The sequence below is a fragment of the Streptomyces sp. NBC_01508 genome, from assembly GCF_045040315.1.
Classification (GTDB): Bacteria; Actinomycetota; Actinomycetes; order Streptomycetales; family Streptomycetaceae; genus Streptomyces.
Window position 1 is genome coordinate 5,593,052 of record NZ_CP109419.1, and the last position, 20,938, is coordinate 5,613,989.

The following is a 20,938-nucleotide window of genomic DNA, read 5'->3' on the forward strand; positions in this document are numbered from 1 at the left end:
CCGAGGCGCGCGAGGATCGGCGCATGACCAGGGGGAGCAGTGCCGCGTCGGCGGACAAGTGGGAAGCCGTGTTTCGGGAGAGGCCGGCCGGGCGGTCGAGGCCGGCCGGGCGGTCAGAACCTCGGCCCGGGGGTCTGTTCCTGGACCAGTTCCGCCGCCTCCTGCGCCGTCTCCACCGACGGTGGCGATCCCTCCAGCGGCTGCCGCGCCGTCTCCTTCATGCAGGCCACCGCGATGACACCGATCAGCGCCGCGAGCATCGAGTAGTACGCGGGCATCAGCTTGTTGTCGGTGAGGCTGATGAGACCGGTGATCACGAATGGCGTCGTACCGCCGAAGAGCGACGCGGAGAGGTTGTAGCCGACCGACAGGGACCCGTAGCGGACGTTCGTGGGGAAGAGCGCGGGCAGCGCCGCCGACATGGTGCCGAGGAGACAGACCAGCGACAGGCCCAGCATCGCCATCCCGGCGATGATCGCGGGGATGCTGCCCTGCTGGATGAGCAGGAACGCCGGAAGGGAGAGGATCAGGAAGCCGAGCATGCCGGTCATCAGGAGCGGCTTACGCCCGAAGTGGTCGCTGAGACGGCCCACTTGGTTGATGATCCCCATCAGGGCGACCATCACGCCGAGCAGGATCAGCAGCCCGTGGGTGTCGCTGTAGTCGAGTTGGTCGGAGAGGTACGTCGGCATGTACGACAGCAGCATGTAGTCGGTGACGTTGTACGCGCCGACGAGGCAGATGCACAGGATCAGCCTCGGCCAGTGGTCGTGGAAGATCCGGCCGAGGTCGGCGGCGGTGCTGGTCTCGACCGGTTCGGCGGCCTCCGACACGTGCACGGCGCCCTGCTCCATCTTCGCGAACGCGGGGGTCTCGTCCAGCCTCAGCCGCAGATAGAGGCCGATGAGTCCCAGTGGCGCGGCGACGAGGAACGGTACGCGCCAGCCCCAGTCGTCCATGCCGTCGGAGCCGAGCCACGCCGTGAGCGCGGTGACGAGCCCGGCCGCGCCGACGTAGCCGGCGAGGGTGCCGAATTCGAGGAAGCTGCCGAAGAATCCACGCCGTCTGTCGGGGGCGTACTCGGCGATGAAGGTGGACGCGCCGCCGTACTCGCCGCCGGTGGAGAAGCCCTGCACCAGCCGGAAGAGGATCAGCAGGGCGGGGGACCAGAAGCCGATCGTGTCGTACGACGGGATCAGTCCGATCGTGCCGGTGCCGATCGCCATCATGATCATGGTCATGGCCAGGACCTTCTTGCGGCCGATCCGGTCACCCAAAGGGCCGAAGAACATGCCACCGAGTGGTCGTACGAGAAAGGCCACCGCGAAGGTCGCGAAGGAGGAGAGCAGTTGGACGGTGTCGTTGCCCGAGGGGAAGAAGACATGGCCGATGGTGACGGCCAGATAGCTGTAGATGCCGAAATCGAACCATTCCATGGCGTTGCCCAGCGAGGCCGCCTTCACCGCCCGCTTGACGGCCGCCTCGTCGGTGACGGTGACGTCCGACCTGCGCAGCCGGGGGTTCTTCCGGCGCCGGAGCGCGCGGAAGAGGGCCGGGTGGCGCCGGGCCGCGGGGGAGTCGGCAACCTGGTCACGCTCGGGTGCCGCCATGGCCGGATTCCTTTCCTCGGGGACGTGAGTCCTTGGGAAAGCCTCCACACCGTGCCGTGACGGCCGCAAGCCGGAGCCACGGTGTCGCGGGGCTCCGGCTCGCGTCGTCCGCCCGCGTCATCGGCGAACGGTTGGTCCAAACGAGAGGCCCTAGGGCGTGTTGCGAAAGTAGCGCCGTCCGCCCGAAGGGCGGGGCCGACGGCGTCTGGTGCGTGCGATCGCAAGGCGGAGGATCGTTCTCGTACTGGACGTACTTGGATGATTCCGACAACGCGGCGAGTGCGCGTGCCAGGCGTCGTCGGCCAGGCGGGACTTTCGAAACACGCCCTAGATGCCGAGATCCTTGATGATCTTCGCGACATGGCCGGTGGCCCGGACGTTGTACAGCGCGCGCTCGACCTTGCCCTCCTCGTCGACGACGACGGTCGAGCGGATGACGCCCGTCACCGTTTTGCCGTAGAGCTTCTTCTCGCCGAAGGCGCCGTACGCGGTGAGGACGGCCTTGTCGGTGTCGCCGACCAGCGTGACCTTCAAGTTCTCCTTGCCGCGGAACTTGGCGAGCTTCTCCGGCTTGTCCGGCGAGACGCCGATGACGTCGTAGCCCGCGCCGGCCAGCACGTCGAGGTTGTCGGTGAAGTCGCAGGCCTGCTTGGTGCATCCGGGGGTAAGAGCGGCCGGGTAGAAGTAGACGATGACCTTGCGTCCCTTGTGGTCGGCGAGCGAGACGTCGTTGCCGTCCGCGTCGGGCAGGGTGAAGGCGGGGGCGGTGTCACCGGGCTGAAGTCGCTCGCTCATGGTTCTCCTCGGTACGGGGGCGGGCAGGTCGCCCAGGTGTATCGGGCCGAGCGTAGTAGGGGCGCCGCAGGGTGCGACGGCGGCCGAGCTGACAGACTGTCGGCGAAGGCGAAGGACCGAAGGATCAATCAACCGGACACGACGACGGAGGCAGCGCGGTGTCGGATGCCAGGACCCCTGCGCAGATCGAGGCGGACATCGTCCGCAGGCGCGACCAGCTCGCCGAGACGCTCGACGAGATCGGGGTGCGGGTGCACCCGCAGACGATCATGGGCGACGCGAAGGCCCGGATGGCTTCCCGGGTGGACCAGACCGCGGGCAGGGCGTTTGTCGCGGTGAATCGCACGGTGGCGGGTGTGAAGGACAAGTTCGTCTCGGACGACGGCGCTCCACGGCTGGAGCGGCTCGTCCCGGTGGCGCTGGTCGCCGTGGGCGTGGTCGGTCTGCTCGCGCTGTCGGTGCGCCGTCGCCGGGTCTGAGCGGGGCCCGTCATGGGGCGCGGATTCGGGCGGGTAGGTTCATCGGCGTGAGCGACAACTCCCCCGACACCTCGCACGACAAGCTGCCCATCCGGATGCTGCACGACCGGGTGCTGGTCAGGACCGACATCCCGGAGGGCGAGCGGCGCTCGTCCGGCGGCATCGTCATCCCGGCGACCGCCGCCGTCGGGCGGCGGCTCGCCTGGGCCGAGGTGGTCGCGGTCGGCCAGAGCGTGCGGACGGTGGAGCCCGCGGACCGGGTGCTGTACGACCCCGAGGACCGCGCCGAGGTCGAGGTCCGGGGCGTGGCCTACGTACTGATGCGGGAGCGCGACCTGCACGCGGTGGCGGCCGACCGTTTCGAGGGGTCGGAGGACTCCACGGGGCTCTATCTGTAGCCCTTCGGCCTGGTGATCATCGTCACCGGACCGGGTCCTTCGGCCGTCTCTTTGCTACGTTTGAGGGACCCCGACGAGACGCGCCGTACCGGGTCAATCGAAAGACGACGCACTCCTTGTCCGCGTTTCGCTCGGAGGTGCTGTCATGGCCTGGGTCCTGCTCATCGTCGCTGGTCTGCTCGAAGTCGGCTGGGCGATCGGGATGAAGTACACCGAAGGGTTCACCCGGCTGTGGCCGAGCCTCTTCACCGGTGCCGGAATCGTCGCCAGCATGCTGCTGCTCTCGCAGGCCGCCAAGACGCTGCCGATCGGCACGGCGTACGGCGTGTGGGTCGGGATCGGCGCGGCCGGCGCGGCTGTCGTCGGCATGGTGGTCCTCGGTGAGCCGACGACCGCCGCGCGGATCTTCTTCGTCTGTCTGCTGCTGGTGGCCGTGGTGGGCCTGAAGGCGACGTCCGGCCACTAGGGCGTGTTTCGAAAGTCCCGCCTGGCCGACGACGCCTGGCACGCGCACTCGCCGCGTTGTCGGAATCATCCAAGTACGTCCAGTACGAGAACGATCCTCCGCCTTGCGATCGCACGCACCAGACGCCGTCGGCCCCGCCCTTCGGGCGGACGGCGCTACTTTCGCAACACGCCCTAGATCCTGTCCGGTGGATCTTCGGGGATCGGCCCGGGGTGTCTGGTGCGGTGCGTCGCAAGGCGGAGGATCGTGCTCGTACTGGACGTACTCGGATGCCTTCGAAAACGCTGTCATCGAAGCGAGGTGCCGTGCCAGGCGTCCCGGACCCCCCAAGATCCGCCGGACAGGGCCTAGGACGGGCCTGAGCCCGGTAGGCGTCACTGCTGCGGACGGACGGTGCGGGGCGCGCCGTTGCCCGTGCCTCCGTCCGCGGCACCGCCGCCCCCGATGAGTCCGTCGGTCAGACCGTTCGTCTGGCCCTGGCCCTGCCCCTGGCCCTGCGCCCCGCCGTCGCCCTGACCTCCGTCCGTACCGCCGCCGTTGGTCCGTCCCGGCGTCTGGCCCTGGCTCTGGCCCTCGTTTCCGCCGGTGTCGGCGCCCGCGTTCTGGCCCGGTGGCCGGCCCGGTGTGTCGGGTTGTCCCGTTTCGCCGGGGCTCTGAGACTGCCCCGGTGACGAGGACTGTTCGGGCCGGCCGGACTCGCCGTCCGGTGGTGGGGAGATGTCGTCCACGCCGTCCTCCAGGGTCAGTTCGAAGTCCGTGGCGTCGGTGCCCGCGAGCGCCGCCGCCGTGAACTGGCCCCAGATCTGCGCGGGCGGCCCGCCGCCGTTGACGCGGGCCAGGCCGAGCGCGCCGTACAGCGGCTTCTGCTGGGCCGTTCTGGGGTCCGCGCCCATGATCGCGACGACGGTCGCGAGGTCGGGGGTGTAGCCGGCGAACCAGGCCGCCTTGTCGTCCTCCGCCGTCCCCGTCTTGCCCGCCGCCGGGCGGTTCGCGGACTGGGCCGCCGTGCCCGTGCCGTCCCGCACGACGCTCTGGAGGATCGCCGTGGTGGTGTCCGCGGCCTGGCGGCTGACGGCCTGTCCGGGCCGCTGGCGCGGCAGTTCGACGGTCTTGCCGTCCTTGGTGATCTTCGTGACCATCGTGTACGTGCCGTGCGCGCCGTGGTTGGCGAGTGTCGCGTACGCCTCCGCCATGTCGAGCACGCTCGCCGTGGCCGGGCCGAGCGCGATGGACGGGGACGCGGTGAGGTCGGGGGTGTCGTCGGGGATGCCGAGGCCGACCGCGGTGTCGCGGACCCGCGTGGGGCCGACGTCCTGCGCCATCTGCGCGTACACGGCGTTGATGGACTTGTCGGTGGCCTCGCTGACGGTGACGGGGCCGTACGAGACGTCGTCCTCGTTGGCCGGGTCGTAGCCGGTGGGTCCGTCGGGGCCTTGCACCATGCGCTTGTTGGTGCCGTCGTAGACGGTGTTGGGGGTGATCCGCTCACCGTCCTGGGTCCGCGAGTCGTTCTCGACGGCGGCGGCGAACACGAACGGTTTGAAGGTGGAGCCGACCTGGTAGTCGCGGCGGGTCGCGTTGTTGACGTACTGCCGGGTGTAGTCGACGCCGCCGTACATGGCGACGACCGCGCCGGTGGCCGGGTCGATGGAGGCGCCGCCGACCCGTACGTTGCGGTCCGCCGCGCGCTTGTCGTCGACCTTCGACATCACCTGTTCGTCGACCGCGTCGACCAGGGCGTTCTGTTTGGGCCGCTGGAACGTGGTGGTGATGCGGTAGCCGCCGGAGGCCAGGGTGCCGTCGTCAATGATCTTGTTGTTGGTGAGGTAGTCCTCGACCGCCTGGACGATGTAGCCGCGCTGCCCCGACAGGCCGGTGGACGGCTTGGCCTTGCCGGGCATCGGGAAGACCATGGCGGCCCGGTCGGCGGGGGAGAGCCACTTCTCGGTGACCATGCCGTTGAGGACGTAGTTCCAACGGCCCTGGGCCTGCGGCTTGTTCTCCGGGTGCACGGCGACGTCGTACGCGCTGGGCGCGTTGAGCAGCGCGGCCAGGAAGGCGCCCTCCGCGGTGTCGACGTCCTGGATGTCCTTGCTGTAGTAGGCCTGTGCGGCGGCCTGGATGCCGTACGCGTTGCGCCCGAAGTAGCTGGTGTTGAGGTAGCCCTCCAGGATCTGCTCCTTGCTCTCCTCGCGGTTGAGCTTGATCGAGATGAAGAACTCCTTCGCCTTGCGGACGACGGTCTGTTCCTGGGCGAGGTAGTAGTTCTTGACGTACTGCTGGGTGATCGTGGAGCCGCCCTGGGTGCCCTTGCCGGTGAGGGTGTTCCAGGCGGCGCGGATCATGCCCTGCGGGTCGATGGCGGGTTCGCTGTAGAAGTCCCGGTCCTCGGCGGCCAGTACGGCGCGGCGGACGTGCGGCGGGATCTGGGAGAGGGGCACGTTCTCGCGGTTGACCTCGCCGTCCCGCGCGAGCTGGCTGCCGTCCTCGTACAGATACACGTTGGACTGGGCGACGGCCGCGACGTTGGCGGGCGGGATCTTCACGAGCGTGTAGCCGGTGATGAAGCCGCCGATCAGCAGGAGCGCGCAGATCAGGAACGCGCCGAGCAGCATCCGCCAGGTGGGGAGGATCCGGCGCCAGCCGGTGCGCTTACGGCGGGCCTTGCGCTCCTTGCGCTCCGTGCGCCCCTTGCGGCCCTTGAGACCGGTCCCCGCCGCGACGGCGCCCTTGCCGCCGGGGTCGCCAGGCCCTGTGCCGGCGCCGCTGCCGGTCGGGTCGCGCGGGGGCCAGCCCTGCTGCTGCGCGTCGCTCATGTGTGCGTCAGGCTCCTCGGCCGGGTCATTTCGGGTGCTACGAACCATGTGAGTGTTACGGGTGATTCGTCTGCGGCACCATGAAACACGCTCCTACCCGCGCGAGGCCGCTGACCGGATAACCGCTCGCGGTGGCTGACCCCCTTGGGCTAGGGTCGGGCGCTTTGGTGCCGTACAGCGGGAACGGCACGGGGAGACCACACGTAACGGGCCGAGGGGGAGTGCTGAAGTGCGTCTGTACGCGGTCGTCGCGGCGGGTGGCTTCCGCCGCCACGCGACATACCGGACCGCCACGGCCGCCGGAGTGTTCACCAACACCGTCTTCGGCTTCATCATGGCGTACACCTACACGGCGCTCTGGGACCAGCGGCCCCAGCTCGGCGGCTACGACCTCTCGCAGGCCCTCACCTACGTATGGCTCGGCCAGGCGCTGCTGATGACCTGCGCCATGATGGGCGGCGGCTTCGAGGCCGAGATGATGGAGCGCATCCGCACCGGTGACATCGCGATCGACCTCTACCGGCCCGCGGATCTCCAACTGTGGTGGATGGCGAGCGACTTGGGGCGTGCCGCGTTCCATCTGGTGGGGCGCGGAATCGTACCGATGGCGCTCGGCGCGCTCGCCTTCGACCTGGCGCTGCCCGGCGATCCGCTGATCTGGCTGGCGTTCCTGTTCTCCGTGTTCCTGGGGGTCGTGGTCAGCTTCGCGGTGCGCTTCCTGGTCGCCCTGTCGGCCTTCTGGCTGCTGGATGGCGCGGGCGTGGGCCAGATCGCCTTCCTGGCGGGGATGTTCTTCTCCGGGATGCTGCTGCCGCTGACGCTCTTCCCCGGCCTGCTGGGCGAGGTCGCGAGGGCGCTGCCGTGGTCGTCGCTGCTCCAGGTGCCGGCGGACGTCCTGCTCGGGCGCCGTACCGGGTGGGGGCTGCTTGAGGCGTTCGCCTTCCAGGCCGGCTGGGCGCTGGCGCTGCTGGCGCTGGGGCGGCTGGTCCAGTCCGTGGCGACGCGACGGGTGGTGGTGCAGGGTGGCTGACGAGGCGGGGACGGGTGTGGCGGGCGTGGCGGACGTGGCGGGGACGGACGTGGCGGACGGCGGGGAGGTCGCTGCGGGGGAGCCCGCGGGAGAGTGGTCGCGCTCGCCTCTGTGGGAGGGGCTGCGCGCGTACGGCCTGATCGTGGCCATGTGGATCCGCTCGACGATGACCTACCGCGCGTCGTTCGCCATGACCGCCCTCGGGAACTTCGCGGCGACCGCCTTCGACTTCGTCGCGATCCTGCTGATGTTCTCGCACGTCGACCGGCTGGGCGGCTACTCGCTGCCCGAGGTCGCCTTCCTGTACGGCGCCGCAGGCGCCGCCTTCGGCCTCGCCGACCTGGTCATGGGCTCGATGGACCGGCTGGGCCGCCGGGTCAGGGACGGCACCCTGGACACCCTGCTGGTGCGCCCGGTGCCGGTGCTCGCGCAGGTCGCGGCCGACCGGTTCGCGCTGCGGCGGCTGGGCCGGATCACCCAGGGCCTGCTGGTGCTCGGATACGCGCTGACGGCGCTCGACATCGCGTGGACACCGCTGAAGGTGGCGATGATCCCGATGATGCTGCTCAGCGGGGCGGGGATCTTCGTGGCGGTGTTCGTGGCGGGCGCGGCGTTCCAGTTCTGGGCGCAGGACGCCTCGGAGGTGCAGAACTCGTTCACGTACGGCGGGAGCACGCTGCTCCAGTACCCGCCGACCGTCTTCGCGACGGATCTGGTGCGCGGGGTGACGTTCGTGGTGCCGCTGGCCTTCGTCAACTGGCTGCCCGCGCTGTACGTGATGGACCGGGACGATCCGCTGGGGCTGCCGGACTGGGTGGCGTTCCTGCCGCCGGTGGTGGCGGTGGGGTGCTGCGCGCTGGCGGGACTGGCGTGGCGGGCGGGGCTGCGCGCGTACCGCAGCACGGGAAGTTAGGGCCACGGGCCACGGACCACAGGCCGGGCGGCATCGCGGACAGGACAGGGCCGCGCCGCGCACGGGACAGGGCCGCACTGCGGACGGAAAGGGACGTGTCATGGAGGATTCGGACGGCTCCGGCGAGGATTCGGACGGCTCCGGCTTCATCGAACTGGACGGCATCGAGAAGGTCTTCGACGTACGCCGGAAAGCGGGCCTGCTGCGCCGCGAGAGGCATCAGGTCCGCGCCGTCGACGGCCTCACCTTCCGCGTGGCGCGCGGCGAGATGGTCGGCTACATCGGCCCCAACGGCGCGGGCAAGTCCACCACCATCAAGATGCTCACCGGCATCCTGACGCCGAGCGCGGGCCGGCTGCGGGTCGCCGGAATCGACCCGTCGCGCGAGCGCACGAGGCTGGCGCGCCGCATCGGTGTGGTGTTCGGCCAGCGCACCACCTTGTGGTGGGACCTGCCGCTGATCGACTCGTACCGGCTGGTGCACCGGATGTACCGCATCCCGGACAGCCGCTACCGGGAGAACCTGGAGCGCTGCGTCGAACTGCTCGAACTGGGCGAGCTGTTGGAGGTCCCCGTACGGCAGCTCTCGCTCGGCCAGCGGATGCGCGGCGACATCGCGGCGGCGCTGCTGCACGACCCCGAGGTGCTGTACCTCGACGAGCCGACGATCGGCCTGGACGTGATCTCCAAGGCCAGGGTCCGCGAGTTCCTGCGGGATCTGAACGCGGAGCGCCGTACGACGGTGCTGCTGACCACGCACGACCTCACCGACATCGAGCAGCTCTGCGAGCGGGTCATGGTGATCGACCACGGCCGGCTGATGTACGACGGGGGGCTGGGCGCTCTGCACGAGGTGGGCGAGAGCGAGCGGACCCTGGTCGTGGACCTCGAACGCGAGCTGCCGCCGGTCGAGTTGCCGGGGGCGCGGGTGGTGAAGGTGGAGGGGCCGCGGCAGTGGCTGGCCTTCCCGGCCGCGGAGTCGGCGGCGCCGCTGGTGGCGCGGATCGCGGCGGAGTATCCGTTGATGGATCTGTCGGTGCGGGAGCCGGACATCGAGTCGGTCATCGCGAAGATGCTGGCCAGGGGGAAGGTGCCGGAGCCGGCGCGGGTCGCGGAGGGCACGGGGCCGTGAGCGTACGGGCACGGCGCTGTGACGTCCGACTCGGCTTTGACTAGGCTGACAACATGACGAGTGAACTTCCTGAGATGCGCGCATCCGACTCCGAGCGCGAGCGCGTCGCCGAACAGTTGCGCGACGCCGTGGCCGAGGGTCGCATCGACATGGAGGAGTTCGACACCCGTCTCGAAGCGGCGTTCAAGGCCCGTACGCACGGGGAGTTGCAGCCCCTCATCCAAGACCTGCCCGCCGCCGGTACGACGACGGATCTCGCACCGTCCACCTCCGGCTCCTCGGCGGTCGGGGACCGTTGGGGCTCCCGGATCGGCCGGAGCCCCGCACACTCGAAGACCTCGAAGGGCGGCTTCGCCTTCTGGAGCGGCTTCAGCCGCAAGGGCACCTGGACCGTGGGGCCGTCGTTCACCGGCGCCGTCTTTCAGGGCGGCGGTGACATCGACCTGCGTGAGGCGCACTTCGAGCAGCGGGACGTGGTCATCCGGTGCTTCGCGCTGATGGGCGGCATCGATATCGTCGTACCGCCGGACATGGATGTCACGGTGCGTGGCTTCGGTGTGATGGGCGACTTCGGGGAGGAGAGCGATGCGACCGATGTGACCCCCGGTTCGCCGCGGGTGATCATCACGGGGTTCGCGCTGATGGGCGCCGTGGGTGTGCAGCGCAAGATGAGAGCGGCGGACAAGCGCCGGCTCAAGGAGGAGCGCAAGAGGGCGCAGCTGGAGAAGGACAGGTTCCGCAAGGAGCTGGACTGACCGGGTCCGGCCCGCGACCCGCGCGGTCCGGTCGAGTCGCACGGACCGGTCGAGCCGCGCGACCCGTGCGAACTGCGCGACTCGTGCGGGCCGGTCGGTCCGTGCGATCCGGTCGACGTTCCCGGTCGCAGGCCCCGACCCGGTCGCAGGCCCCGTCCCGGCCGCACGCCCCGTCCCGGCCGCACGCCCCGCCCCGGCACCGGACCTCAGAGCCGCGCGGGCTCCTCGCCGATCAGGTCCCCCAGGTCGACGAAGCGCCCCATCGCCGCGTAACCGGCGTCGCTCGGATGCAGACCGTCACCCGAGTCGTAGTCGGGCCGCAGCCGGTCGGGGGCGTACGGATCGCGCAGCAGCCGGTCGAAGTCGACGGTCCGGTCGAAGACGTCGCCCGACCGGATCGCGTCATTGACCCCGGCCCGTACGGCTTCCAGCTGGTCGGTGTGGCGCGAGTTGCCGCCGAAGGGCGTGAGCGTCGAGCCGACGACCCGCAGCCCCCGGGCGTGCGCCTGCCGGGTGAGGGCCTTCAGACCGGCGGTGATCCGGTCCGGATCGGTCTCGTTCGGCCGGCGGATGATGTCGTTGATGCCCAGCTCGACGAAGACGACCTCGGTACCCGCCTGTCCCAGGACGTCGCGCCCGAAGCGGGAGACGCCGCTCGGCCCCTTGCCGGCGGCGAGGCTGTGCCGCAGGACGCGGTTGCCGCTGATCCCCGCGTTGAGTACGCCCAGACCGCTGCCGCGTACCCGGTCCGCCAGCGTGTCGGTCCAGCGGCGGTCGCTGTCGTACGAGGAGCCGGTGCCGTCCGTGATCGAGTCACCGATGACGACGACCGAGCCCCGCGCCTGGCGGTTGAGCACGTCGACGGCGGTGAGGTAGCGCCAGACCGGGGCGCGCTCGATGTACGCGGCGCCGCTGACGTCCCGCGTACGGTCGCCCAGGGCCGTGTACGAGGTCCGCAGGGCGCGCGGGTGGTACGTGACGGGGCCGCCGGGCGCGGGCGTGTGCACGGTCACCAGCAGGTCCGTGTCGGGCGTCACCTGGAGCCGTACGGGATCGCTGACGACGTGCCCGCCCGGCGGGACGACGACGGACGCCTTCTTACCGAAGGTGACGGGGCGCATGGTGCCGGCGGCGGCCCCGGCGTCCTCCTTGTGCTCGGAGACGGCGATCGAGGCGCGGCCGATCAGCAGCGCCTCGCGGCTGAAGAGGTTGGAGAGAGTGATGCGGGCGGCGGTGCCGCCGATGCTGGTGTGTACGACGTTACGGATGGAACGGCCGACGTGACCGTTGGGTACACCGGGCTCGATCCCGGCCGGCGAGGCGGCCCAGGTCCCGATCCACGCGTCGGCGGACACGGGCGCCGCGGCTCCCGCGGGCGTACGGGCGCGGGAGCCCGCGCCGTTTCCGGACGCCCCGTTTCCGCCCGCCCCGTTTCCGGACGCGGCGGCCCGGTCGCTGCCGGCCTCGTCGCGGCCCCCGCCGCCGACACCGCCGTCCAGCGCGCCGACCCCGGCGAATATCGTGGCGCACACCAGCGCCACGACCGCCAGAAGGCCCGCGAGCAGGGCGAATCCCCGTTGTCTGTTCATGTCCCCCGTGTCTCCCTCACACCTACGTACAAAGGACATCATCCGGCATGGCGCGGGAACTCGGGATGCGCCCCGGGAGTACCAGAGGCAGGGACAATGCGTACGGGTGGGTGAGGGTCCGTTGGCGGGCCGGATACGGGTATCGGACGGTAGGGCTCGGTGGCACGGCGGGCACGTACGTGGATGGGTGGACTGAATGGAACGACGCGATCCGGCCGAACCGGACAGGGCAGGAGAGTCCGGGGAGGGCGACGGGGGCCGGCCGCCGGGAACCGATGCGGTCGGCACGGACGGCCCGGCGGGTCCCGACCGCGAGGCGGGGACGCCTGCCGACGTGACCGGCCGCGCCGGCAGGTCGGCGACCGCCGTCACCTCCCTCCCGGAGCCGGGGCGGGGCGGTGAGGGCGGCGAGGGTGTACGGCCCGGTTCCGGCCACGCCTCGGACCCCGGCACCGGCCACGACTCAGCCCCCGGCACCGGCCCCGGCAAGCGCTCGCCGTTCTCCCCGCTCGGCGCCCTCGGCTTCACCGCCGCCGACGAGGAGAAGCGCCGCGGCGTCCGCCGTATGAAGACCACCGCGACCGGCCTGCTGCTCTTCGTCGCGGTCGTCTACATCCTCGCCACCTGGGCGGAGAATTCGGGCGTCACCGGCTGGCCCGGCTATGTCGCCGCGGCGGCCGAAGCCGGCATGGTGGGCGCACTCGCCGACTGGTTCGCCGTGACGGCGCTGTTCCGCCACCCACTGGGCCTGCGGATTCCGCACACCGCGATCATCCCGAACAAGAAAGACCAACTCGGCGCGTCCCTCGGCTCGTTCGTGGGGGAGAACTTCCTCTCCTCCGACGTCGTACGGACCCGGCTGCGCGGCCTGGGCATCGGCGGCCGGCTCGGCGCCTGGCTCGCCGAGCCCGCCCACGCCGACCGCGTCACCGCCGAACTGGCCACGGCCCTGCGCGGCGCGCTGACCGTCCTGCGCGACGGCGATGTCCAGGCGGTCGTGGGCGAGGCCATCACCCGCCGCGCGGACGCCGCCGAGATCGCGCCCGGCATAGGGAAGACGCTGGAGCGCGTCGTCGACGACGGCGCCCACCACCGTGCGGTCGACCTGATCTGCGCCCGCGCGCACGACTGGCTGGTCGAGCACGGCGATTCGGTCATGGACGCGGTGCAGGGCGGCGCGCCCGGCTGGACGCCGCGCTTCGTCGACCGCAGGATCGGCGACCGCGTCTACAAGGAGTTGCTGCGTTTCGTCACGGAGATGCGCGACATGCCGACCCACCCGGCGCGCGGCGCGATCGACCGCTTCCTCAAGGACTTCGCCTCCGACCTCCAGTCGGACACGGAGACGCGGGCCCGTGTCGAGCGCCTCAAGTCGGAGCTGCTGGCGCGCCCCGAGGTGCAGGACATCATCGCGTCGGCGTGGTCCTCCGTACGCGCGATGATCATCGCCGCGGCCGAGGACGACCGCAGCGAACTGCGCCTGCGCGCCCGCGCCTCGCTCCTCTCGCTGGGCGCCCGCCTGGCGACGGACGGCAGGCTCCAGCGGAAGCTGGAGGGCTGGGTGGAGGACGCGGCGGACTACGTCGTGACGACGTACCGGGGCGAGATCACGTCACTGATCTCCGAGACGGTCGCGAGCTGGGACGGCAAGCACACGTCCAAGAAGATCGAGGCCCACATCGGCCGCGATCTCCAGTTCATCCGTATCAACGGCACGGTGGTGGGCGCGCTGGCGGGCCTGCTGATCTACACGCTCTCGCACGCGCTGAGCGGGTGACCTGGACCCCGGTCCACTACGGACCGGGGGGTTCAACGAGGGGGGACAACCCATCACCACCGTCACCACGATCACGACGGACGACGCCGTACGGCTGGCCTGCACGGAGTACGGACCCGCCGAGCGGTCCGCCGTCCCCGTTCTCCTCCTGCACGGCCTCGCGGGCCACGCGGCCGAGTGGGACGTACTGGCGGGGCTGCTCGGCCCCGCGTACCGCCCGGTGGGTTACGACGCGCGGGGCCACGGCCTGAGCGACCGCCTTCCCGAGGACGTCTCACGCGCGGCGCACGTACGCGACGCCGTAGCCGTCATTGAGCAACTGACCCTGACCCGCCCCGTCCTGATCGGTCAGTCCCTCGGCGGCCTTACGGCCCTGCTCACGGCCGCCGCCCACCCCGATCTCGTCCGCGCCCTGGTCCTGGTGGAGGCCGGACCGAGGGGACCGGCCCCCGAACTGCCCGGCAAGATCGGGACGTGGCTGGACTCGTGGCCGGTCCCGTTCCCGTCGGCCGACGCGGCGGCGCGCTTCTTCGGCGGCGGCCCGGCGGGCCTGGCCTGGGCGGCGGGCCTGGAGGTATGCCCCGACGGTCTGCGTCCCCGTGTCGACCGGGACGTGATGGTGGGCTGCGTGGCGGAGGTCGCCGTCCGCTCGTTCTGGCGGGAGTGGGACCAGGTGCGCTGCCCCACGCTCGTGGTGCGGGGCGACGCGGGTGCCATGCCCGCGTCGGAGGCCGAGGAGATGCGCGTACGCCGCCCGGCGGGGACGCGCGTCGAGGCCGTGGCGGGGGCGGGCCACGACGTGCACCTGGACGCGCCGCGGGAACTGCGCGCGCTGATCGAGGAGTTCCTGCCCCGGCTTTGAACGCACTCCACACCACACAAGGCAACAACAGTCCGTGATTCTCACTACGCAGAGTCACGCATGGGCAGAACTCGCCTGCCTAGGCCCACCAGAGCAGACACCGCGGCCATCGACCGCCTCGCCCGCACCCAGATGAGGCTGGCGACCTCCGGACAACTGCGCGCCACCGGCCTGGGCGCCGGCACGGCGTCACGCCGCTGCGCCCCGGGCGGTCGCTGGCAGCGACCGCTGCCGGGGGTCGTCCTGATACAGACGGGCAAGCCGGACGTCCGGCAACAACTGCTGGCGGCCGTCCTGTTCGCGGCCAAGGGCGCCTCCGTGATGCCGGGCCGCACCGCGGTGCTGACGGGCGAGGCGGCCCTGGCCATCTACGGCGTACGCGGCGCCCGCGCCGACCGGGCCGACGTCCTGGTCGAGGGGGACCGCCGGCTCCGGGACGGCTCGTACGTCCGCCTCCACCCCACCCGCCGCTGGCCACCGACCCTCCGCGGCGAAGGCATCCCCTGCGTCCGCGCGGTCCGCGCGGCCTCCGGCTTCGCCGCACACGAGCCCTCTCCCGACCGGGTCCGCGCGCTGCTGGTGAGCACGGTCCAAAGGGCCGCCGCCAACCGCACCACCCGCCCCCAGGTGGTACTCCGCCGCTGACGCCCCACACTCACCCGACGGTGGCACGCACTACCAGCGTCCCGATATGCCCGGCCTCCGGAGCGTCCAGAACCTCCGCCTCGGCCTGCCCGAATCCGCTCCTGCCGAGCAGGCCGAGCCACTTCCGAGGCGTATAGCTGTACCGATAGGTGAACATCGCCTTACCCGCGAAGCCGCCCTTGTACATCCCCTGCGGTCCGTAGGCGCCGGGGATGGCCGGGGGATGGGAGAAGACGAGAACCCCTCCCGGATTGAGACGCTTCGCGATCAGGGGAAGCAGCCGCACGGGGTCGGTGAACCAGACAGCCCCGAAGATCGAGTAGATGGCGTCATAGGTCTCCGCGCAGTCCCGAAGATGATCGAGCACCCCGCCACAGACGAACCGCGCCCCCGTGTGCCGCCAACGCCCAGCGACACGGTCGACCATGGCGGGAGAGAGATCGACCCCAACTGCCCTCACCCCCCGCTGAGCAAGAAGCGCCACCGCCCGCCCGGTCCCACAACCAACCTCAAGCGCGGACCGGGGCTCCCCCAACAACTCAACCCCCGGCCCGTGCCCGGCGTACTGCGTCCAGCGGAAGACGGGCTCGCCGTCGAGCACGTCACGCTTGGTGCTCTCGGCGTAGGTGTTCCACAGCTCGCGTTCCACATCCATGTCGTGCCGTGCTGACAACGTGCTTCCTCGGGTCGGTGGTTGAAGGCGTAGGGCTGCGCCCGACCTCATGAGGCAAGGGCAGGCGCAGGACTCCAGTAGGCGTCAGTGGCTGTCAGGCACCTTGTCGTCACACGGGGAGCAGTCGGCTTCGTCCTTCGCCCAGAGCTCGTCATCGACGTCGAATCCGTTCTCCTGAAGCAACTCGGCGGTACGGAGCACGAGCCCGTCACAGCGCCGCCTCACGGGTTCACGCCTGGCCGAGGAGCGCGGAGCCCGATACGTAGAGCTGGGACGTCTCGACCTGGCGGAGTCAGCGCTGACAGGCGCGTTGAAGCAGGATGTACTGGCCAAGGGACAGTCCTTCCGCCGCCGGGGCGCAGTCCTCGCGGACCTGGCCGTCATCGGCGCGAAGCGCCACGACCCCGACCAGGTCGTCACGTTCGGACGCGAGGCCCTTGAACTGGCACGCGCCTCATCCTCCGGCTATGTCGCCCGTAGGCTTCGTGGCCTGCGAGCCGAGTTCGGCTCCCTCACCCACGATGTTCGTGTGGCTGATCTGGGCTCCGAGATCGACGCGTTGACCACTTCGCAGCAGACCTGACGAGAGGCGTGGACATGCCGCAGACCGACGGCGCGCGACTGTTCCGGGAGACCTGGATCGCCGGCGTGCGCAAGCACTTCCCGGGCGAACCGAAGGCCGGCTACGTGACTCCCTGGGACGAGACTCCGCAGTGGGAACGCCAGGCCGCGGGCGCCGTCCACGACCAGGTCAGCCAGTGCCTCCGCGCGAGCGACGGCCACGCTTCCCGGCTCTCCCGCGAACAGAAGAGCCGCTTCGTCGCGACGTGCTGGACGGCCCAGATGTACAAGCACTTCGAAGATCCCAAGCCGGGCTACGTGGCGGACTGGTCCGACCTCCCGGACTGGCAGAGGGAGACCGACGCCGACATCTTCGAGGCGATCGCCCACTCTCTGGTGTGACCGGATCAGGCTGGCTCACTCCGCTGCTCGCAGGAGCGCGGGGAGATCGCTCAGCCGAGATTCTGATGCCGTACAGCGGTGACAAACTCCACCCAGGCGGCGTGCGGTACGGCTAGATGTCCGCAGTCCGCCAGTTTCGAGTCACGCACTCCCACGTTCACCGTGAAGTCGGCGACCTCAACGCACTCTCCGCCGGCTCCATTGCTGTAGCTACTCTTTCGCCACTGGGGGTCGGTGGGGGACGAGGTCATGGGGAGTGTTCCTCCAAGGCTGATCGGATCAGCGCGGCTGATCGCCGGGGGCTCAGGGCGAGTGCCCTGAGATGGTCGAAGGCTTTCGTGTAGACGTGTACGTCCGCAGGGAGTTCGAGGTAGATGGAGTCTGTCAGACCCTCTCGGTACACCACATCTGGATCCTCCTGCTCGGGAAAACCAAGCACCGTGAAGGGGCCGGTTGTCGGGTACGCCCCGGCGTCGAACGGCAAGACTTGCAGCGTCACGTTCCGCCGCTGTCCCATATCCAGCATACGTTCGAGCTGCCCGGCCATCACCTGTCGACCACCAATCACATGCAGAAGCGTGCTCTGGTGAATCACGGCCCAGAAGTCTGGAGCCTTGCTGCCCGTCAGCAACTCTTGTCGACGCATGCGTACATCGACGAGGCGAGGAATGTCGTCTTGGTCCTGGTCAGGCGTGACGCGGCTCAACTCGGCCGCGTATTCGGCCGTCTGCAACAGGCCGGGGACGAACTCACCCTGGTAGCTCCGCAGGTTGGTGGCTGCTTGCTCCAAGCCCACGTATACCGAGAACCACGAGGGCACGGCGTCACCGTGCGCGTGCCACCAACCCTTGGTCTTCGACTCCTTGGCCAGCCCCTTCAGCAACTCCCGCAGTTCGTCAGATGTGTTGTAGAAGCGGCACAGCGCATCCACGTCTGAAGGCTGCACCCGCCCCTGGCCCGTCTCCATGCGATTGACCTTGGAACCGCTCCAGTCCAGTTCCTTGCCGACCTGATTGCAGGTCATCGCGCTCTCGTCGCGCAACTTCCTCAGCTCGATCGCGAGGCGCCGACGTCGTGCGGTGGGTGATCCGGCCACTTCAACTCCTTGTGCGGTAAAGGGGGTTCTATCCCATCGGAAGGGAGCGCTCGCGCCAATCACTCGTTCGAGGGAATCCCTCCATGCACATTGCATAAAGGGATGTGCGGTGCCATCCTGTCACGACGAGTGACGGGTTGTCACGGCTGGCTCAATCGGGTGCGACGGCATGGGGCGCCCGGCGGGAGGAGCAGGGGTATGGCCATCTACCAGGAGAGTGGTTGTGTGCAACGGCGGCCGTGGGAGGTGCCGTTCACAGCGGAACCGCGAGTGGTCGCCCGAGTGCGCCGGGCGATGCGACTGCATCTCTCGCTGTGGGGCCTGTCGGATCTGGAGGATGTGGCCCAGATCTGCGTATCAGAGCTGGTGGCGAATGTGATCAACCACGTAGGCCCTGGAACTCCGGTCACCCTCGCGGTCTCGACGGACGGCGTGCACCTCCGTATCGAGCTGACCGACCCGGACACCCGGGCGACACCCACGCTCCTCGCCCCCATGTCCGATGCTGAGTCTGGGCGCGGCCTGATGATCCTCGACGCGGTGGCCGACCGCTGGGGTGTCATCTCCCGCAGTGACTCGAAGGTTGTGTGGTGCGAGTTGGCCACCGGATTGGAGGTGTCGAAAAAACACCCGAGGCATCCAGTCGTAGCGCATGCCGAGATGAGCATCGTCCGGCATCGCTCCGCTCAATGCCCTCCCTCGGACGAGGGGAGCCCGCTCTCGATGGCAGTTGCGGAGACGGCGGCGATCGACTTGATCGCCGATGTCCTGCACTGGCTTCGCGCCAACGGCTGTGACCCTGACGAAGCCCTTGATCGAGCTCAAATGCACTACGAAGCGGAGCTGGAAGAGGCCGGCTGTGGGAGATTCGCTGCGGGCTCATCCTTGAATGCTCCGCGTGCATGATTCCGGCGGAGATAGCAATCGGCAGATTCGGATGAGACGCCTACGGAAGTGACCGATCATACGGTTTGGATGAATAGGCGCTTTCGGACCCACGGGAGAGATGGTTTAAATGCGCTCACTTCTGCAGTAGTAGCTTATCGACATCCCGAAATCCGTCTCTGATTTTCCTCACAGTTGCTAGCTCGATCTTCGGGTCGAGCTGGACCTGCATTTTTGCTGCAGACGTGTGGGCCACAGCCCCTCTTCCCGTTGCCCAACTCTCTGTGTCATCTAGCCAGGTAGCGGCAATCTCTCTCTTTGTTACCCCCAAAGGCAGCAAGATGAGAAGCAGGTTCTTTTCCTTTATTCCATTATTTCGCGTCTTTATGTATGTACTGTAATGCCCCTTGGCGGTCTCAATTCGCGCGGCAAGGGTTGGGTATTTAGAAGAATTGTCGTCCAACTCGGAGAGGCTTGCGGGTATTCGTGGGCTAGATTCCCAGTGTGACATAAGCGCTAGAAGGCTCGGTCGTATAGCGCCTGTGTTTTTCCAATCCGCGAAGGCGGTTGTGACTACATCGAGTGCCCTGTCCTCGATGAATGCTTCGAACTCTGCGTGCGCAAGCACACGAAAAGCTCGTGTGCGCTCGTGTACTCGGTCCGAGTATAGGCCCACGTGGTTGAATTTTGATGGGAGCAGATTTTGGCGTAGTTCACTGATTCGCAGAGACAGCAACTTGTAGCGCGGTGACGGCACTTAATCTCCCCCTATGGAATAATTCGATTATTCTCAATGCTCGGGATGGAGATTTGGGTGCCGATGGCACGCTGCAGGGTCTCTCCCCATGCGGAGAGACGCAAGTGGGTGGCGGCCGGGGTTTTAGTCGTAGTCTGGATGGACTCGACGAACTCGGCATTCGACTCGCATAGTTCCTTGAATGCTCTTTCGATACTCTGCTTGTCTTCCATGGCGTTATTCGCTACGGACTCATCGCGGAAATAATAGGTCATGACGTCAAATACTGCGCGATTGAATCGCCCTTCGTAGTCTCCGCGCGACCATCGATAGAAGGAGTTGCTACCGAATACTTCAAAGGTGGCCTGAATTGCCCTGTTGCATTCCTCGGCAATCCCGCGAATTTTGTCTTCGCTCTCAGGCCATGCCTCATTGAGTTCATTGGCTGTGTCGTCTAGGAATTTCTTTAGATTCCCAGTGTACTGCCCGAGTTTGGTCCGGAAGGCGTAATAGCGAAGCAGGATTTCAACATCGCGCATTCTGAAGTCAGGCTTTTGGATTCGTAGGGCATTCTGCATTTGGGAACTGTTATAGGTTGCCAGATCGAGAAAATCGGTAAAGGGTCCAGGGTGGAGGGCCTGTCGAAGCTCCTGCGGTGAGAGGCGTACGCTTCCAGTGTTCAATCGCAAAAAAACAAGGTTTAGGAATTCTTCATTTGGCCACCGTCGCACTACAACAGTGCGGATGGTCTCATTGAGGAAGGCATTTAGGTCATCGACATAAGCTCCATCTTCCTCTAGTTTTTTCAGTGTCTTGAGATGCAAGTCGTGTCGAACGTCAAGTTTGGTCAGTCCAAAACCTTTCGTCTTTCCGTCTTCATCGTTGACCGCCAGAGATGACCCCATTGCGAACTGGCGGAGTGTGAGAAGGCGCTGTTTTCCGTCGAGGACAATGAATTTTCCCCGCTGCTTTCTATCTTCCGCTAGGACGATTTGGGGTACTGGGAGTCCTAGGACTAGCGACTCGATAAATTTGCTTTTCCGTGGACGGTCCCAGGCATCTCGACGCTGAAAATGTGGATTCAGTTGAATATTGCCGCGTCGAAGTTGACTAAGGATCGTCTCTGTCGTCCAGTCAGTATCAGTGACAACCGCGCGATGGACATCGGCTGAGGAAACTTGGCCAGGATCGTTCTCTTCCCCGTCTTGGTCGTCGAACAGTTCATTCTCGCTGTGAGGGATACGTGCCACAAGTCCGCCTTAGGAAATCTGTCCACGGTAAGTCGTCCGCAGATCGTATAGAAGAGACAGCGGTTTCG

Annotated in this window: 22 protein-coding genes and 1 riboswitch; of the genes, 13 read left to right on the plus strand and 9 right to left on the minus strand. The window is 68.2% G+C overall.

The window, feature by feature from the left end; translation table 11 throughout:
- Positions 1 to 113: 113 nt before the first annotated feature.
- Both proP and bcp read right to left on the minus strand, forming a co-directional pair.
- Positions 114 to 1,610 (minus strand): glycine betaine/L-proline transporter ProP, encoded by a 1,497-nt coding sequence (proP, locus tag OG700_RS26040; protein ID WP_405617529.1) that lies wholly within the window; start codon positions 1,608 to 1,610, stop codon positions 114 to 116.
- A 327-nt stretch (positions 1,611 to 1,937) separates the two neighbouring features.
- Positions 1,938 to 2,405 carry a thioredoxin-dependent thiol peroxidase gene (gene bcp / locus OG700_RS26045; RefSeq protein WP_405617531.1) on the minus strand — a complete coding sequence of 156 codons (468 nt, stop codon included), beginning with the start codon at positions 2,403 to 2,405 and terminating at the stop codon, positions 1,938 to 1,940.
- A 158-nt stretch (positions 2,406 to 2,563) separates the two neighbouring features.
- On the opposite strand from bcp, the gene OG700_RS26050 reads away from it, so the two are divergent.
- From OG700_RS26050 to OG700_RS26060, 3 genes are all read left to right on the plus strand, one after another.
- Positions 2,564 to 2,884, plus strand: a complete 321-nt coding sequence (locus OG700_RS26050) for a DUF3618 domain-containing protein (protein ID WP_405617533.1) — start codon at positions 2,564 to 2,566, stop codon at positions 2,882 to 2,884.
- 95 nt (positions 2,885 to 2,979) lie between these two features.
- A complete protein-coding gene (locus tag OG700_RS26055; RefSeq protein WP_189107154.1) occupies positions 2,980 to 3,282 on the plus strand; it encodes a co-chaperone GroES in 303 nt (100 codons plus the stop codon).
- Between the two features lie 42 nt (positions 3,283 to 3,324).
- Positions 3,325 to 3,396, plus strand: a riboswitch (guanidine-III (ykkC-III) riboswitch).
- Positions 3,397 to 3,427: 31 nt separating this feature from the next.
- Positions 3,428 to 3,748, plus strand: coding sequence for a DMT family transporter (locus tag OG700_RS26060; protein WP_405617535.1), 321 nt, complete (start codon positions 3,428 to 3,430; stop codon positions 3,746 to 3,748).
- Between the two features lie 374 nt (positions 3,749 to 4,122).
- Here OG700_RS26060 and OG700_RS26065 read toward each other — a convergent pair whose 3' ends face one another.
- Positions 4,123 to 6,564 carry a transglycosylase domain-containing protein gene (locus OG700_RS26065; RefSeq protein ID WP_405617537.1) on the minus strand — a complete coding sequence of 814 codons (2,442 nt, stop codon included), beginning with the start codon at positions 6,562 to 6,564 and terminating at the stop codon, positions 4,123 to 4,125.
- A 229-nt stretch (positions 6,565 to 6,793) separates the two neighbouring features.
- Here OG700_RS26065 and OG700_RS26070 point away from each other — a divergent pair, with 229 nt between their 5' ends.
- From OG700_RS26070 to OG700_RS26085, 4 genes are all read left to right on the plus strand, one after another.
- Positions 6,794 to 7,594: an ABC transporter permease gene (locus OG700_RS26070; protein WP_405617539.1), complete on the plus strand. Its 801-nt coding sequence runs from the start codon at positions 6,794 to 6,796 to the stop codon at positions 7,592 to 7,594.
- A gap of 49 nt (positions 7,595 to 7,643) precedes the next feature.
- Positions 7,644 to 8,507 (plus strand): ABC transporter permease, encoded by an 864-nt coding sequence (locus OG700_RS26075; protein WP_405621981.1) that lies wholly within the window; start codon positions 7,644 to 7,646, stop codon positions 8,505 to 8,507.
- Positions 8,508 to 8,607: 100 nt separating this feature from the next.
- Positions 8,608 to 9,639, plus strand: a complete 1,032-nt coding sequence (locus OG700_RS26080; protein WP_405617541.1) for an ATP-binding cassette domain-containing protein — start codon at positions 8,608 to 8,610, stop codon at positions 9,637 to 9,639.
- Between the two features lie 53 nt (positions 9,640 to 9,692).
- Positions 9,693 to 10,394: a DUF1707 domain-containing protein gene (locus tag OG700_RS26085; RefSeq protein WP_405617543.1), complete on the plus strand. Its 702-nt coding sequence runs from the start codon at positions 9,693 to 9,695 to the stop codon at positions 10,392 to 10,394.
- Between the two features lie 206 nt (positions 10,395 to 10,600).
- Here OG700_RS26085 and OG700_RS26090 read toward each other — a convergent pair whose 3' ends face one another.
- The gene (locus OG700_RS26090; protein WP_405617545.1) at positions 10,601 to 11,983 is read right to left on the minus strand and encodes an SGNH/GDSL hydrolase family protein; all 1,383 of its coding nucleotides are present in this window, start codon (positions 11,981 to 11,983) and stop codon (positions 10,601 to 10,603) included.
- 196 nt (positions 11,984 to 12,179) lie between these two features.
- Here OG700_RS26090 and OG700_RS26095 point away from each other — a divergent pair, with 196 nt between their 5' ends.
- The 3 genes from OG700_RS26095 (at position 12,180) to OG700_RS26105 (ending at position 15,267) form a co-directional block, all read left to right on the plus strand.
- On the plus strand, positions 12,180 to 13,760 hold the full coding sequence (locus OG700_RS26095; RefSeq protein WP_405617547.1) for a DUF445 domain-containing protein: 1,581 nt from the start codon (positions 12,180 to 12,182) through the stop codon (positions 13,758 to 13,760).
- 94 nt (positions 13,761 to 13,854) lie between these two features.
- The gene (locus tag OG700_RS26100; protein WP_405621983.1) at positions 13,855 to 14,622 is read left to right on the plus strand and encodes an alpha/beta fold hydrolase; all 768 of its coding nucleotides are present in this window, start codon (positions 13,855 to 13,857) and stop codon (positions 14,620 to 14,622) included.
- A 60-nt stretch (positions 14,623 to 14,682) separates the two neighbouring features.
- Positions 14,683 to 15,267 (plus strand): hypothetical protein, encoded by a 585-nt coding sequence (locus OG700_RS26105; protein WP_405617549.1) that lies wholly within the window; start codon positions 14,683 to 14,685, stop codon positions 15,265 to 15,267.
- 10 nt (positions 15,268 to 15,277) lie between these two features.
- Here OG700_RS26105 and OG700_RS26110 read toward each other — a convergent pair whose 3' ends face one another.
- Positions 15,278 to 15,940, minus strand: coding sequence for a class I SAM-dependent methyltransferase (locus tag OG700_RS26110; RefSeq protein WP_405617551.1), 663 nt, complete (start codon positions 15,938 to 15,940; stop codon positions 15,278 to 15,280).
- 310 nt (positions 15,941 to 16,250) lie between these two features.
- On the opposite strand from OG700_RS26110, the gene OG700_RS26115 reads away from it, so the two are divergent.
- Entirely contained in the window at positions 16,251 to 16,523 is a 273-nt protein-coding gene (locus tag OG700_RS26115; RefSeq protein WP_405617553.1) for a tetratricopeptide repeat protein, read from the plus strand.
- A gap of 14 nt (positions 16,524 to 16,537) precedes the next feature.
- Positions 16,538 to 16,903 (plus strand): hypothetical protein, encoded by a 366-nt coding sequence (locus OG700_RS26120; protein ID WP_405617555.1) that lies wholly within the window; start codon positions 16,538 to 16,540, stop codon positions 16,901 to 16,903.
- Positions 16,904 to 16,953: 50 nt separating this feature from the next.
- Here OG700_RS26120 and OG700_RS26125 read toward each other — a convergent pair whose 3' ends face one another.
- Positions 16,954 to 17,154: a DUF397 domain-containing protein gene (locus OG700_RS26125; protein ID WP_405617557.1), complete on the minus strand. Its 201-nt coding sequence runs from the start codon at positions 17,152 to 17,154 to the stop codon at positions 16,954 to 16,956.
- Entirely contained in the window at positions 17,151 to 17,999 is an 849-nt protein-coding gene (locus tag OG700_RS26130) for a helix-turn-helix domain-containing protein (RefSeq protein WP_405617559.1), read from the minus strand. The genes OG700_RS26125 and OG700_RS26130 overlap by 4 nt, the downstream gene beginning before the upstream one ends.
- Positions 18,000 to 18,197: 198 nt before the next feature.
- Here OG700_RS26130 and OG700_RS26135 point away from each other — a divergent pair, with 198 nt between their 5' ends.
- Positions 18,198 to 18,905, plus strand: a complete 708-nt coding sequence (locus tag OG700_RS26135; RefSeq protein ID WP_405617561.1) for an ATP-binding protein — start codon at positions 18,198 to 18,200, stop codon at positions 18,903 to 18,905.
- 115 nt (positions 18,906 to 19,020) lie between these two features.
- On the opposite strand, the gene OG700_RS26140 is transcribed toward OG700_RS26135, so the two are convergent.
- Together OG700_RS26140 and OG700_RS26145 are read right to left on the minus strand one after the other, a co-directional pair.
- A complete protein-coding gene (locus tag OG700_RS26140; protein ID WP_405617563.1) occupies positions 19,021 to 19,512 on the minus strand; it encodes a hypothetical protein in 492 nt (163 codons plus the stop codon).
- Positions 19,513 to 19,652: 140 nt separating this feature from the next.
- Positions 19,653 to 20,870 (minus strand): DUF262 domain-containing protein, encoded by a 1,218-nt coding sequence (locus tag OG700_RS26145; protein ID WP_405617565.1) that lies wholly within the window; start codon positions 20,868 to 20,870, stop codon positions 19,653 to 19,655.
- Positions 20,871 to 20,938 lie beyond the last annotated feature (68 nt).